This window comes from Wocania ichthyoenteri Th78 (assembly GCF_000789235.1).
GTDB lineage: Bacteria > Bacteroidota > Bacteroidia > Flavobacteriales > Flavobacteriaceae > Wocania_A > Wocania_A ichthyoenteri.
The window spans coordinates 2911982-2927964 of the sequence record NZ_KN525716.1 but is presented as its reverse complement, the minus strand read 5'-3'; the positions used below and the strand labels follow the sequence as shown (position 1 = coordinate 2927964).

The window sequence follows — 15983 nt, the reverse complement described above, 5'->3', positions numbered from 1 at the left end:
TACTCATTTAATGATATTTTTCAGCCACTTTTCGGCTAAAACAGGCCATGTTTCTGCGGCTATATTCCCTTTTCTTAAGCCATACCCATGTCCACCAGACTCTAATATATGCAGTTCAACAGGTATTTTAAAATCCATAAGGGCTTTTGATAGCACCAAAGAACCTTTGTTTGAATAAGCATCATCTGTAGTTGCAAATATAAACATGGGAGGTGTTTGGTCTGTAATTGTTAATTCTGGTGTTATCTTATTATTTTCACCTTTATTTAAATAGGCTGGATAAATGAGAACTGCAAAATTTGGTCTACACGAATATTTATCGATTTTATCTGATTTCTTATAGGTTTCTTTATTAAAATTGGTAGATGCCCTTGCAGATAGGCTTCCTCCTGCAGAAAAACCTAAAACTCCTATTTTTTCAGGGTTAAAATTATAATCTTTTGATTTGCTTCTTGTTATTCTAATAGCTCTTTGAATATCATTTAAAGCTCCTAGTTGGTTTCCAGGAACTCTATATTGCAACACAAATACTGTGAAACCCAACTTATTTAACCATTTTGCAATTTCATAACCCTCTAAATCAATTGCTAAAATTTGATAGCCTCCACCTGGACAAATAATAACACTTGCTCCATTATTTTTATCTGGATCTGGAGTAAAAACCTCCATAATGGGATTAGTTACATTAGTTAATCGCGTTACATTATTTGAAATATCTTCCGTTTGAAAAGCATCATGCTTAGCTTCCGTTTCCTCTGGCGCGTTGTTTGTCCATAAATAGATTCTTTCCATATTGTTCTGAATTGGTGTCTGTGAATTTCCGGAAAGTGATATTACAAAAAACAAAAGTAAGCATAGGTTTAATCGCATAATATAATAATTAGTTAAGCTTAATTTCTAAAGACTCACTAGCTTTTTCTTTATGTGGAATTAATCCTTTATACACTTTTTTCAAATTAAAATCAGGATCACTCACAATAACGCTATATTTTCCGTCTTCAAAAACTTTGGGATCATATTGTTTGCCATTAATTCGTAAAGTATATATAATTTCATTCGTATTTTCATTAACAACTTGAACCACTGTGTTATTGACATCACTAACTTTTATAGTAGGCAACCATTTATATGCTTTTTTCGCATAATTATCTTCCATGTTAATTGTTTTTGGCCACCCGACATATTGTTCCCCAGTTGTTGGATCTGTTGGGTCTACGTATCTAGGCCAGCATTCCATGGTAATGTCTCGAGAGCTTTTAGTTAGCTTTACAATACCATAACCTGGCATGCGATCATGTAGTTCATTTGGTTCAATTCCAGATTTAGACCCGGGATTTGTATGGGCATAAACATTTACCTTATTTCCTAATCCATCTAGATATTCTCCGGTATAATCTTGAAGTCCTTCAATATAGTTTTTACCCGTTTTTTCAAATGGTTGCCAAGCTCTAGGATAAAAATTAGCGATAGAAGGCACACAGAAAGACCAACCTGCATCATTTTGTTCGTCGATACCATGATTTACAATAGTTGCTAAATGTTGGTCGCCAGCTAACATGAACCCAAACCCTTTTCTTATAGCACTTAAAGCTTTATTCCTGCCAGTTTGTGGCCATCCATTAGAGTCAAAATCCATATAAATATGCTTTAAATTAGGACCATGGTGCGTTGCCATATTGCCAAAAATAGTTTGAGACAATACCACTTTCATATCGGCACCTTTCCAATCTGTTGCCCAATAATCAAGATATTTTAATTGCCTATCTCCTAATAATTTTGCACCGGGAACATCTGCCATAGCATAAGTATAATTCGGATCAATAACATGATCGGGTCTTCCTGATTTTGTCGGAGTTACTAATCCGTTAGGACCTGATTTAAATTTTCTATCTTCTATGATTGCAAAACTTATTCTTCCATAATTAAACGTAGAATAATTAACACCTATTCCACCTTTAATTGGAGTTGGATCGAATGGATCTGGTAAGTGACTAGTTTGTGTACGCTCTACCATTTTTACAAATTCAATACCATGAACATAACCACCTTTGGTGTCTACATCTATTTTTCCACCACCAGCTCCCCAAACATTTCCTTGAAATACATCATGATCATCTGGTAAAGTTATAGTTGGTAAATCTTTGGTAATATCTGAATAAGCCCAACACCACAAATACCATTTATACATGTAATCTTCAAATTTATTTTTAAAATCTTGAAAAGTTGGACTTGCCCCTTCATAAATTTGATCGCCACTAAAAAACAGGACATCTGGTTTTTGTTTTTTTACATTATTTATTAATTGAGTATGTGGGTACCAAATTTGCTCTTTCCAATTAAAAGGAGCACGTTCAACACCTTTAGCCAAATTGTGATTTCCAGTAAAACCCACAACAATGATGGTTTCTTTATCAACAGGATTCGGTCTAAAGATTCCTTCATAATAAAAAATTTGATTATTGTCTTTTAAATGATAAGATAATCTATACTTAACATTGTTCTTGTAATTGAAATTTTCAATTCTAAAAAGAGCATTAAACGAAAGATCTTGAATTTTAGAGCTACCAACTTCTTCCCAAACTTCGTTTGGTTTTATTTCTAATTTAACCGTAGTATTATCCTCTTTACCAATAGGCATTAGCTGTGCATTAATTTTCAATATATTATTTGATAGTGTATGCTGAGCTGTAATTATAGGCCCACTCTTATGAGCCATATTATTGCTGAATTTTTCTCCAGAGAGTTTCCAATTATTAAACCAAAAGCCACCTGTATTTTTTCCTTTTCCAGGATGAGATACCAAGGCAACATTTCCATTTACGTCATCTTTGTTTAACGTATAAATAAGTTGTCCTAATTCTTTCTTTAAATCATCTGTAACGCTTAAAACCAATTCATAATTTGAATTATTTTGAGTTCCTAAAATATTTATTTGATAGGTTTGAGGAAGACTTTTTATGGTTTTTTCTATCAATATTTTCTTTTCTTTAGAATTAAAATCTTGAATAAAAAGTTTGCCTTTGGGGGTTACACCAACAAAGTATCCACCTTCTTTTCCTGGACTATGATGAATTAAGGCTGCTGCACGATAATCTATCGATGCTCCAGCTCCAATTAAAAATCCTGAAGCTGTTTCATCGCTTAAATTAACATTAGAATTTGTTGTACCAGTTTGAACGCTCATATTGAAATCTCCCTCATTCTCAAGCCTAGAAGTAACAGAATGAACCGTTCGCATTGGCTTTTTTTCAGAAGTTTCTCTACAGACTAATTTCCCTTCTACAACTTCCCAATCTTGTAGCCTATTAGCCCAAAAGTTTTCACCGGCCCAAGTCCTATTAACAACATTGTTCCAGTTATGAATTATTTCATTAGAGTTATTGTTACAACCTGAAATAATGAGTGTAATAATTAATAGTTTGATAAATTGGTTTAGTTTCATTTTTAGATTGTTTTTTGTTTTGAGATTATATTCTTGCATTAATTTTTATATCCTGATTTAATATCTAGCTTCATATGTTCTATTGTTTTGGTCTTTTCTTTTATAACCATTCAACTATTATAGGTGTATTTAGAGAAGGAGTATTTTTCCAATTAATAGAATCTAAGCCATAATCTTATTTTTCGAATTCCAATCATTATAATAGTTACTCATTTCATTTTTCAACGCTTAATTGCATAGATAGTGATACTTTACACTGATTAAACAGTATACAACCACTAATATTATCTTCTGTTAATTACACAAAACAGACGTTCTTATTTATTATTTTTAATTAGTTCAATTGATTTATCTGCAAAACGTTTACCCATAACTATATATCCTTCAGCAGACATATGTAAATCATTTTTTATTTCATCTCCTTTTCTATTTACTCCATCATTAAGGTCATCAGTATTAATCCAATCAAAGCGCGGATTAGATTTGGCTACTTTTACCTGAACATCTCTTATCAAAGTCCAATGAGGGTATTTTTCATTTAACATATCAAAATCACTTAATCTACCTATTAAAAAGTTTACATCTTTAAATTCGAGGTCTTTACTTATCTGCTTATAAAGTCCTATTAAACTTCTTTCATATACTTCTCCAAGTTTTTCTCTTGCATCACGTTCACCTTGCATCCAAATAAATGTTACAGTTGCTATTTTTTCATTTTGTATAGCTGTATTAACTTTAGTCATAAGGGTATCGTACAAATCTGGTTGAGCCTTGGGGTGATCTTCCCTTAATGGTTTCCAATCTTTATACCAACGTCTTATTGGCTTAGCTCCTGATGCATCTTTTACAACAATAACATTTTCTTCTCCAAACTCACCTTTAAGGGTAGGAGTAAAAGACTCTTCTGGTTTTAAACCTATCATATTAGATTGCCCAGAAAGGATAAATAAATGTTTACCTTCCTGTTCTGAGTTACATGATGACATTATAAATGATGTCAAACATATTAATAAAATTTTACTTGCTTTCATTGTATTACTATTCATCTATATATTTATTTCAATTCTTTAATAAAAATATTGTACTGTTCTATTTTAATAAAGCCTAACATATACAAAATCCAGACTGTCTACTAAATTATTCATTTAGAAGGTGGTATTTTTACAGTATCAAATAATTCTTCAATCGCTTTATATTTTGAAATGGTCATTATTTCGTATTAATGTTTTTAACATGGTGTTTTAATTACCGTTAAAATTACTGCTTTACATATTCTTTAGCAGGAAAATATGGTGATTCTGTTCTAGCAGTCTCGAGATACCTTTCAATTTTCAGAACAATTTCTGGGTTTTGTTTAGCAATATTTGTTGTCTCTGCCATATCTTTCTCTAAGTTGTACAATTCCAATGGCTCCTTAGTTCCATATCGAATGGCTTTCCAATTTCCCATTCTAACGGCTTGTTGAAAAGGAGAATGAATTTCCCAATAGTTAAACTCACGTTCTTTCTGATTTTTACCTTTTAAGGTTTTTAAAACAGATTGACCACTAAGTCCATTAGGAATTTTAGTGTTTGCAATCTCGCAGGCCGTTGGAAAAAAGTCACGCATGTCCCAAATAAAATCACTAACTTCTCCTTTAGGAATTACGTTTGGCCAACGAACGACCATGGCTGCTCTAATCCCCCCTTCATAGAGGCTGCGTTTAATACCACGCAAATCACCTCCGCTGTTTATATTTTTTGCAAATAATGGATTGGGACCATTATCTGATGTGTAAAACACTATGGTGTTCTCGTCTATTTCAAGTTCCTTAAGTAGATTCATAATTTTTCCAACCGTGTAATCTGTTCTTGTAACCATGGCTGCATAATGTTGCACTTTTTTACCACCTGGTAATCCATCATATTGTTTAAAAAACGGATCTTCTTCTGGAATAATATACTCCCCATGAGGTGGAGTATATGCTAAATATAAAAAGAAGGGTTCATCCTTATTTTTCTTTATAAAATCTAAGGTTTTATTTTCCTGTAAATACGGAATATATTGTTCTTTTCTACCATTTATATTCCCTAGTAACTCAATCATTTTTCCGTCTTCCCAAATTTCTTCTGAAAAATGATTATGGGCATGTAATTGATCTAAATAACCAAACCAATAATCAAAACCTTGATTTTCTGGCACTCCCGACGAACCCGGATTTCCCAATCCCCATTTACCAATACCTCCAGTTTTATAACCTGCCTCTTTTAAACTTTCAGCAACTGTTAAATGTTTATCTTCTAAAAACACAAGGGGTCTTCCGTTTGCTTCAATAAGTTCTTTGGTATTACTTTTAGCTGTATTATCCCTTCGTGGCGTATGGCCTGTATCTAGACCAGTCATTAAAACACTTCTTGTTGGTGCACAAACCGCAGAACCAGAATAATGTTGTGTAAACTTCATGCCTTCATCACATATTTTATCAAAATTAGGGGTCTTAATATGTTTAGAACCAAAAGCACTAAAATCGCCATAACCAGCATCATCAAGCATGATATAGATAATATTTGGTTTTTTTGATATAGCATTTTGCGCCATTGAAATTTCTCCAAAAGCAAATAATATAATGAAACTTAAAAAGTAATATTTAGTCATATCGTTTATTTACCCTTTTTAGGTTATTTTTGAGATACTTTTTTCTTGAACCTGGTGTATTATAGAGTAGCTGTTTATTTTGCATTAATCGCTGTTGAATATGATAGGTTACAGGCATCCAATCTCCTTCGTCCCAAAGTGGGGTAATAAGTGTTGATTCCCATAATTCTAGTTCTTTGTGTAAAAAGTCTGAAGTTTTTAAATCGGTATTGGTTAAATCGTACATTTCTCCCAAATCACTTTTTAAATCATAGTATGTGCTACCATAGTCTTTTAGTCTCACGAGTTTTTTCTCTCCAATTCGAGCGCCAGCTTCATTCAATTTACGCCAAAACAATTTTTCATGAGGATTACCAGTTTGTTCTCCTTTTAAAAACGGGATTAAGTTTGTACCATCTAAATCGAAGGTGTTTTTTATCCCCGCAGCTGCGATGGAAGTTGTAAAGATGTCTAATGAAGATGTTAGTCCATTAAATGTTTGGTTCCCTTTAATTTCTTTCCCCCAATGTACAACGAAGGGTACGCGGTGTCCACCTTCAAATTTATTTCCTTTCCAGCCCTTTAAAATACCATTATCTGAAGTGTTATGAGGAGAGCCTCCATTGTCACTTAAAAAGAAAATAAGTGTGTTTTCAAGTTGGTCCGTTTCTTCTAGTTTGTCAACTAACTTTCCAATATTTTCATCTAAAGACCATGTCATTGCTGCTAGTTTTTTCCTAGGATGGTCTTTATATTTTTCTAAATGTACTTCTTTGGCATGCATGGGAGTATGTGGCGCGTTATATGCTAAGTACATAAAGAAAGGTTCATCTTGATTTTCTTCAACATAACTTGCAGATTCATCACCTAAAACATCTGTTAAGTAACCTTTAAAAATAATGCGTTCCCCATTGTGTTGTAATAAGGATTGTTTTGAAGGTTTTTCTAGAGGAAAGTAGGACCGACTTCCACCTATAAAACCATAAAAATCATCAAAACCTCTTTTATTTGGGTGATCAGATTCAGATTCTCCCAAATGCCATTTACCTAATGCAATTGTTTTATAATTATTCTTTTTAAAAACGTCGGCAATGGTTATAACATCATCTGCCAATCCTATACCACCTGTTCCGTTCGCTTCAAATCCAAACCGTTGTTGGTATTTACCAGTAATTAATCCCGCTCTAGAAGGAGCACAAACCGTAGCTGAAACATGTGCATCTGTAAAAACGACTCCATTTTTTGCTAATTTATCAAGTCTAGGTGTTTCCAAATCCTCACTTCCCATAAATCCAAAATCTATATAACCTGCATCGTCTACAATAATTATAATGATATTAGGTTTGTTATTCTTCGAAATTTCAGCATCTTTAAAGGATGTTTTTTTTTCTTCTTTACAACCAAATATTAAAGTAAAAATGAGAATGCAAAAAATGAATTTCAAATTCATATTATTTATTTTTTATAATTTCAATCTCTTGTAGCATACTTTGAACCATTTCTGGATTTTGAGTTGCTAAATTTTGTTGCTGACTTCTGTCTTCTTTTAAATTGTATAACTGATTATTCAAATCATTTCCAGTTTCATGATTTACCCAATTTATTTTAGGACCTTTATGAGGAGGGATTAATACGTAATCGCCTTTGCGATATGCTGTAATATTGTTTTGACCTAAAATTAAGCTTGTTCTACCAACATCAGATTTACCAAGAAATGCATCCAAAATATTTTCGCTATCTGGAGTTGTATTTTTCTGATTAAGCATAGATGCAAAAGAAGCTGTAAAATCTATTTGACAAACTAAAGCATTAGAAATTCTAGGTTTTATTTTTGCCGGCCACTTAATCATAAAGGGAACGTGAGTTCCTGCATCAAACAAACTATACTTACCACCTCTGAGACCTCCTCTAGGTGTATGCTTACCAATTTTTACAATGGCGTCATCTTTGTATCCATCATCTAAAACAGGCCCATTATCACTTGAAAAAATAACAATTGTATTTTCAGCTATACCTAACTTATCTAATTCATCTAAAAATTGTCCAACAGCCCAATCTGCTTCTAAAATCACATCTCCTCTTGGTCCTAAACCAGATTTTCCAGCAAAACGTGGGTGGGGTACTCTTGGTGCATGAGGTTGGTGCAAACTATAGAATAAAAAGAATGGTTCATCTTTATGATCGTTTACAAACTTTACAGATTCCTTTAAGAAATCATCTCCCATATTTTCATCAATAAAAAGAGCAGATTTACCTCCGCGCATGTAGCCAATTCTTGAGATCCCGTTATGAATACTCATATCATGCCCATGACTTGGGTGTATTTTTAGTAATTCTGGATTTTCTTTTCCTGTAGGTTCGCCTTCAAAATTTTTACGATAACTTACTTCAATAGGATCATTTGGATCTAATCCATCAATACGATGATTTTTTACATAAACTGAAGGAACTCTATCATTAGTTGATGCCATGACATACGAGTAATCAAATCCTATTTCTCGAGGTCCTGGTTTAATTTCTTTATTCCAATCCATATTTTCATCACCTAAACCTAAATGCCATTTACCAACTACTCCTGTAAAATAGGCTGCATCATGCAACATAGATGGTAGTGTTTGTTTCCCTAATTCGAAAAGTAGAGGTGCATTACCTTGTAATACTTGCGCACGTTTACTTCTAAAAGGGTAGATGCCTGACAATAAGGAAAAACGACTTGGTGTGCAAGTTGGTGATGTTGCATAGCCATTTGTAAAACGAATGCCTTCGTTGGCAATACGATCTATATTGGGAGTCATCAATTCTGTTGCCCCATAACAACTAACATCACCGTATCCTAAGTCATCAGCATAAATGATTACAATATTTGGTTTATTAAGTTTTAGTGGCAACTCTTTTGTTTGCTTTTTTGTAGATTGGCAATTTAGTAATAATCCAAATATAAGAACTGTAATAATTAGTTTAGTTAATTTCATTAGATACTTTCCATTAGAGCTCATCTTGAGCTCGTATTCAAATTTAATTATACTGTTTTATTCAATTTTAAACTTATCATTTTAAAGCTTATTTTTCTTAATTAAAATTTTAAAGAGCAGTCAATCTTATTTTGACCAACCACTCTTTAAACAAAAAAAACTAAAAAACTAACTCTAATAATTCAATTAAAATATTAGTACCCTGGATTCTGCACCAAATTAGGATTATCGGATATATACACTTGACCAAACGGCAAATAGTAACGTTCTGGCCCAAAAGTTCTAACATTAGGTTCTGCAAAAGATGCATTTCTAAGTGTTATAGTATAACGATCTGTATCTAAATTATACTCAAACCTTAAACCTTGTGTTCTAACACCGTCCATTACTGTAGTTGCTGTTCTCCAACGAATAAGGTCCCAAAATCTGTGATCTTCAAAGCAAAGCTCGAATTGACGCTCTAAACGTATATTTTCTTCTGTAGCAACAGTTCTAGCTGGCATTCCAGCCCTGTCTCTAATTAAATTAATATTAGTTAGAGCTTCATCTGGTTTGTTTAAATAAAATGCTGCTTCTGCATGGTTTAAAAGGATTTCTCCATATCTAAATATATAGTAATCCTGTCCTGATTCATTACCTCCATTTTTAGGAGCAATTAAAGTTGGATCTAATTTTTTCCTTAATAATAGTGACGTCGTTCTAATATTTCTTGGAAAAGCAGCTCCTTGCCATAATTTTCCATTATAATCAATAATTTCATTAGCATTTGTAGACGTTTTTACTACGCCTCCTTCTGTATAAGTAGTTTTATGATGGAAATAAACAGGTTTGTCTCTATATACAGTTTCTGGATAAAATACAGACGCTCTAAAACGTGGATCTTTTTTTCCAAAAAACTCATCCATATCCCATGTGTTTGCAGTAGTTAATTGACTTCGAGGTATATTTGGACTACCGTCTACATATTCAAAATTTTCTATAAAATCGTAAAACACTTGAAAATTAGAATTCCAAGGAGAATCATACCCTTGTGGTATTGCCAAAAGATCCAAATCATGTCCTCTAGTAACTGCCTCAAATTTTTCAGCAAAAATGATTTCGCTATTTCCTTCATCAAGAAATAAATCACCATAATTTTTCACCTTATCACTAGATTTATTGTACAAACTAAATCCGGCACTCATTAAAGCTTCGGAAGCATCATAACTTTTTTGATAAAATCCTTGAGCATCACTTGAAGGAATTCCGACTGCTCCGTTTAGTTGAACTTGACCAAAACGAGAAATACTTGCAGCGTAAAGCATAGCTCTACTTTGTAAAGCTAAAGCCGCATGCTTATCAGCTCTACCATTAGCTCCTGTTTTATTATCTGAAAATAAAGCAATGGCTTCATTTAATTCGCTATAAATAAAATCATAAACTTCTTTTTCAGTGTTTCGTGGTGGGTACATTTCCTCATTAGGAGCATCTTTATCTAAAACTTTAGTTACTAAAGGGACACCTCCGTAACGTTTTACCATCTCAAAATACATAAATGCTCTTAAAAACTTTGCTTCTGCAACTTTAGAATCAATATAGTTTTGATCAAATGATTGACTGTTTACTATATTCTCTAAAATATAATTAACGTCACGTATATTTGCATAAGGCCAATATGTTAACCCGCCTGCTCCATTTTCTTGCGAATAGTTTCTTCTCACAGCATTGTTTGGGTTCTGCCAAACTGCAAAAGCCGTGTATTCCATACCTACAGCAGATATAGTTCCTAACCCATTTTGACTTTGCCCAGACCTATCCATAAATGGCATGTCATTATAAACATTAGCAAAATAAGCCTCTGTTATTTCTTTTGATTCAAAAATTGATGTTTCTGAAAGAAAGTCTGGTTCTTTAACCAAATCATTTTCACAACTCATAAAAGCGCCAATTGCTATAAGTAGTATATAAAATATTTTTTTCATTTTAATGTTTTTTTAATTATTACACGTTTAATAGCTTATTCTATAATCCTAATTTTACACCTAAAGTAAATGTTCTCATTAGGGGTAATCCAAAACCTGTAGCGCCCGAAAGCTGTTCTGGATCATGGTCTTCTTTATAAATACCTAATTTAGATAATGTTAATAAATTATCTCCAGACACGTATAATTCTAAATTAGAAACTCCTATTTTATTTAGCGTTTCTTTAGGTAAACTGTAAGCTACAGTTGCCGATTTTAATCTAACATAAGTACCGTCTTTTAACCAAAAATCTGAATTTTGATTGTTCCAAGTTCTAACACCAGAGCTATCAAAAGCAGGTATTTGAGCATTAGGATTTGATGATACTCCTGGATTAGAAGGATCTTGTACCCATGCGTATTTTGTATGGAATGCTAGTGGCACTTGTTGTGTAGCAAATGGTGCTCTTACATGTCCGCCTACATTTATGTTAAACAAAGAAGCTCCTTGCCATTGTGTAACTAGACTCCAATTTTTATAAGAAAAAATGGTTTGCAAAGCATAGGTTAAATTTGGAGTTTGATTAAATAATGCACTACGGCCAATTACCTCACGGTCATCTAAATTAATTATATTGTCTCCGTTTACATCAAGATACTTAATATCTCCAGGTTTAGGAGTTCCTACAATATCTTCAATGGTATGTGTAGCAATATACTCGTCTACTTCTGCTTGAGAGTTAAATAAGCCATCTGTTCTATAACCAAAAAATCTGTTAGTCCAATTTCCTGAAAGTTGATTGTATTTAACATCTCTTGGATTATCCAAGTCTATGTCTTGTTCTATATGGTCATATTTTTCACGAGAGTATGCTACATTACCTTTTATATCAAATCTAAAGTCCCCAATATTATCTCTATATCCTAATGCCAATTCCCAACCTCTATTATTTAAGCTATTTACATTTATTAAAGGTAAGCTGGCGCCAAATATTAATGATGTGCTTCCAAGATCTCGTCCTAAAACCTTATCTCTTTCTCTATAAAAAACATCTACTTCTCCATAAACTTTACTTTTAAACAATGAAAAATCTAAACCTACATTATACATAGTAACTTCTTCCCAAGATAATAATTCGTTTACTAAGCCTGCATTAAAAATAATAGGTACACTTACACCATCTAATATATAGACGTTCCCAGGACTTTCCGAAAAACCAGTTAAATAATCAAAAGTTGTATTACCTACATTAGAATCTATACCAGATTGACTGTAAGACAATCTTAGTTTTAATTCATTTAATGTATTGCTATTTTCTAAAAAGTTTTCTTTATGAATATTCCAACCCGCAGAAACTGAAGGGAAGTAGCCCCATCTATTTTTAGGTCCAAATTTAGAACTGGCATCTGCACGAAGTGTAGCCTCTAATAAATATTTATTATCATAATTATAATTAAACCTACCGGCATAACTTACTCTAGTATATTCTATTTGTCTAGGAATTCCAAAAGTTTCCGTTAATTCATTATCTCCTCGAATTTGCGGAACGTCTACCGATAAATTATCTAATCTCATAGCACCTAAACTATTATATTTATTGTTTTCATGCTCGAAAAAAGTTAATAACCCAACTTCATGCTTACCATAGTTTTTATTAAATTGCCCATAAAACCTTGAGACTATTCTACGTCTTGGGTCATTACCACCAGATGTATAACTCTTAAAGAACTCATTACCAGATTGATCACCTTCGCTTGTGTAACCATCAAAAGTATCAGTTACTAAATCAGGATCATAAGAATAAACCTTGTAAGGTCTGCTTAATATTTCAGTATAACGATCTCTAAATCTAATATTTACTTTTGATCCAATTGTTAATCCAGGTAAAAAAGGTGCTTCGTACTTAACATCCATTGCAGCAGCTAGTGTTTGTGTTTTTTGCAAATTGTATCCTGCAAACTTTTTAAACATTCTTCCTATAATAGATCTTTGACTAAAACCAGAAAACGGAACTCTATCTGGGTCTGGTAATTCATAATTGTAAAATGGTTGAGATGTCCTTAAATCATTTAATATTTCATTTTCATTACCAAAAGCATAATCTTTAACTTCATCAATATAGGATGCATTAAGTGACATATGTAAATCTTTGGTAATTTTAGTATCCATATTATGAGTGAAGGTTATTTTTGCGTATTCATAATCACCTCTTAATATGCCATTTTGATTCATTGCCCCAATAGATGTATAGTGGCTTATATTTTCATTACCTCCACTTACACTAAAATTATGATTTGCTATTTGTGCTCCACTATTCTTTATTAATCTATCTTTCCAATCGTAACTAGTCAATTCTCCAGAACGGTATTGATTCATTCTTTCTTCAGTGGCATTTCCATAATTTATAACTTTATTAGGGTCTAAAGGGTCGTACTGTGTATTGAAAATAGCATGTCTTTCTATCTCAATATAATCCGCAGCATTAGCAAACTCTGGTAATGCAACTTCGTGCTGTATACCATACCAACCATGGTAATTAAATTGCGTTTTACCTTTTTTTCCACGCTTAGTTGTTACTAAAATAACACCATTACCACCTCTTGTACCATATATAGCCGCAGATGCATCCTTTAAAACGGTAATAGATTCAACATCATTAGGGTCTAGTCTATCAATATAAGACTCAATACCATCAACAATTATTAAAGGATCAGCAAAACCACGAATATTTAAAGACACATTGTCTTGACCTGGTAATCCAGGATTTTGATTAGTTATTAAACCTGGAATTTGCCCTATAAGTAAGCTTTTAACATTAGCTGTTGGAATTTTTACAACATTTTCCATTTTTACACTAGCTACCGATCCAGTAACATTTGCTTTCTTTTGTGTGCCATAACCCACAACCACTATCTCATCCAAAGCTGCCGCATCAGATTTCAATTGTATATTAATTGTTGTTTGTGTGCCAACTGTTATTTCTTGAGTTTTATATCCTATATATGAAATCACTAAAATGGCGTTAGAGTTTACAGTTAATCCATAATTGCCATCAAAATCTGATTGAGTTCCATTAGTAGTACCTTTTTCTAAAATAGAAGCACCAGGAAGAGGCACACCATTTTCATCAGTTACCAAACCTGTTATGCTCTGTTGTACTATTTCAGTTTTAGGATTTGTAATTTTCGGAAGCGATAAATCACTTGTTTTAAGCTTAGGCTTAATAACTATTTGCTTTTCTAAATATACTATAGTTACATTTTGATCTTCAAAAAGCGTATCTAATACATCAGATAATTTCTTGTTTTTTACATTAACACTAACTGCCTTTTTATTTTGAAAAACATTTTTTTCATATAAAAATTTATAATCAGTTTTTTGTTCTATTTCATCTAATATATTTTGGATAGACACATGATTCATTTTTAATGAAACTTTGGTGTTCTGACCAAATGAATTTACTGCATTAATTTGTGTAAATGCAAAAACAAACAAAATTGCTGTTATTTTCATTTTTAAATTAAAATTAATTGGAAAGGCTCTAAGACAAGAACGCATCTCCGTAAGGAATTTTTTCATACTTTTGGTTTGATTTAAAGAGTTAAAATTTTAAATCACTTTTTTAAATCGGGAAATGTGCTAGCATTTTCCGGTTTTTTTATATTATATAATAAAAGTGACTTGTTTTGGATTGAAATTAATGTTAGTTTCTTGTCATATAACTTGTGTTTATGGATTAATAATTATTTGATTATTGTTATTTATTCTATAAATAAAATTTGCTGCTTCACTTAAACTGGTCATAACTTGATTAATATCTTCAATATCAAATCGAGCAGTAAACACCCTACTTTCTAATACCTTATTATTATTAACAAAAGTGACATCATATTGACGCTCTAACTTTTTCATGATAGTATTAAAAGGTACTTCATTAAGTATGAGTCTCCCTTCTATCCATGCAATATGATCTTCAACCTCTGTTTCTGTTATTACTAACTTTTCACCTTTTTTGTTCCAAGTAGCCATATGCTCTATAGGCAAAACAGTTGAGGATGACGCATTATATGTTTCTCCATCTTTTAAGATGCTTACAGATCCCTCTACTAACACTGTATTTATTTGACTTTCTTCTTTGTAAGATGAAATGTTAAATTTCGTGCCTAAAACACGAATATTTATATTATCTGTATTGGCTATAAACGGGTGGTTTTCGTCTTTCGTAACATCAAAATAAGCCTCCCCTGTGATTAAAAAGACTTTACGACTTAAACCTTTAATAAACTTTATTGGATATTTAAATGTTGTACCTGCATTTAAATGCACATGAGTACCATCAGAAAGCGTTACATCAAACCGTTTACCATATGGCACTGATAGTGTATTATATTTTAATGTATTATCTTCAGTTTCAGTTTCGTTGGCATACGTTAACTGTGCTCCTTCTTGACGCCCAATAATATTTCCATTAACATCAACTACTTGCGAGGAGCCATCTTCATTTAAAATTTCAATATTACCGTTTTCTAGTTGGAGTGTTATTTTTTCTTCAGAAATAATAATTTCACTATTCTTTGTAAAAAACTGTTTTTGAATGAAATACCCAACACCTATAAATAAAAGAATTGCTGCGGCATACTTGTAAAGTGATTTAAATCTATTTTGATAAAGCCTTTTCTTTTCTTTTTTAATCTCTTGAAGAATTCTATCCTTATCCGAGCGATTATTAATGTTCATCATGCTAAAGTTTATCGCATAATGGTCTTTTACGTATGCTTTAAATGTTTTAAGGTTATCAGCATTATCAACCCAAAGGATGAGTTCATCTAAATCTTTAGCAGTAGCAGATTTGCTAATGTACTTAACAATAAGATTTTCAGTTTTGCTTTTAATTGGAGTCATGTAATTAAAATGTGTATGTATATATTACAAAGCCAATTTTAAAAACCCTAACTTTTTTTTATAAAAAAACAATATCAAGCCGAGTTTTTTTTACATCTTTGTTCATATTACTT

9 protein-coding genes are annotated in these 15983 nt (G+C 32.2%); all 9 read right to left on the bottom strand.

What is annotated here, in order from left to right; all coding sequences use genetic code 11:
- Positions 1-3: 3 nt before the first annotated feature.
- Positions 4-792: an alpha/beta hydrolase gene (locus RG22_RS12715; RefSeq protein ID WP_156113385.1), complete on the bottom strand. Its 789-nt coding sequence runs from the start codon at positions 790-792 to the stop codon at positions 4-6.
- Between the two features lie 88 nt (positions 793-880).
- Positions 881-3442 carry an alkaline phosphatase D family protein gene (locus tag RG22_RS12710; protein WP_162183651.1) on the bottom strand — a complete coding sequence of 854 codons (2562 nt, stop codon included), beginning with the start codon at positions 3440-3442 and terminating at the stop codon, positions 881-883.
- A 317-nt stretch (positions 3443-3759) separates the two neighbouring features.
- Positions 3760-4443, bottom strand: a complete 684-nt coding sequence (locus RG22_RS12705; protein WP_204244189.1) for a sialate O-acetylesterase — start codon at positions 4441-4443, stop codon at positions 3760-3762.
- A gap of 256 nt (positions 4444-4699) precedes the next feature.
- Positions 4700-6076 (bottom strand): arylsulfatase, encoded by a 1377-nt coding sequence (locus RG22_RS12700; protein WP_052143735.1) that lies wholly within the window; start codon positions 6074-6076, stop codon positions 4700-4702.
- Positions 6069-7505, bottom strand: coding sequence for a sulfatase-like hydrolase/transferase (locus tag RG22_RS12695; RefSeq protein WP_052143734.1), 1437 nt, complete (start codon positions 7503-7505; stop codon positions 6069-6071). The genes RG22_RS12700 and RG22_RS12695 overlap by 8 nt, the downstream gene beginning before the upstream one ends.
- A 1-nt stretch (position 7506) precedes the next feature.
- A complete protein-coding gene (locus RG22_RS12690; RefSeq protein WP_034046067.1) occupies positions 7507-9027 on the bottom strand; it encodes a sulfatase family protein in 1521 nt (506 codons plus the stop codon).
- A 194-nt stretch (positions 9028-9221) separates the two neighbouring features.
- A complete protein-coding gene (locus RG22_RS12685) occupies positions 9222-10988 on the bottom strand; it encodes a RagB/SusD family nutrient uptake outer membrane protein (protein ID WP_081997723.1) in 1767 nt (588 codons plus the stop codon).
- Between the two features lie 40 nt (positions 10989-11028).
- On the bottom strand, positions 11029-14481 hold the full coding sequence (locus tag RG22_RS12680; protein ID WP_162183650.1) for a TonB-dependent receptor: 3453 nt from the start codon (positions 14479-14481) through the stop codon (positions 11029-11031).
- 216 nt (positions 14482-14697) lie between these two features.
- On the bottom strand, positions 14698-15870 hold the full coding sequence (locus RG22_RS12675) for a FecR family protein (RefSeq protein ID WP_052143731.1): 1173 nt from the start codon (positions 15868-15870) through the stop codon (positions 14698-14700).
- Between the last annotated feature and the right edge of the window lie 113 nt (positions 15871-15983).

What these genes read in the sequence shown, in the direction of transcription:
- RG22_RS12690 (WP_034046067.1), bottom strand. Translation starts at nt 9,027, where the DNA reads ATGAAATTAACTAAACTAATTATTACAGTTCTTATATTTGGATTATTA.
- RG22_RS12710 (WP_162183651.1), bottom strand. Translation starts at nt 3,442, where the DNA reads ATGAAACTAAACCAATTTATCAAACTATTAATTATTACACTCATTATT.
- RG22_RS12695 (WP_052143734.1), bottom strand. Translation starts at nt 7,505, where the DNA reads ATGAATTTGAAATTCATTTTTTGCATTCTCATTTTTACTTTAATATTT.
- RG22_RS12675 (WP_052143731.1), bottom strand. Translation starts at nt 15,870, where the DNA reads ATGACTCCAATTAAAAGCAAAACTGAAAATCTTATTGTTAAGTACATT.
- RG22_RS12700 (WP_052143735.1), bottom strand. Translation starts at nt 6,076, where the DNA reads ATGACTAAATATTACTTTTTAAGTTTCATTATATTATTTGCTTTTGGA.
- RG22_RS12715 (WP_156113385.1), bottom strand. Translation starts at nt 792, where the DNA reads ATGGAAAGAATCTATTTATGGACAAACAACGCGCCAGAGGAAACGGAA.
- RG22_RS12680 (WP_162183650.1), bottom strand. Translation starts at nt 14,481, where the DNA reads ATGAAAATAACAGCAATTTTGTTTGTTTTTGCATTTACACAAATTAAT.
- RG22_RS12685 (WP_081997723.1), bottom strand. Translation starts at nt 10,988, where the DNA reads ATGAAAAAAATATTTTATATACTACTTATAGCAATTGGCGCTTTTATG.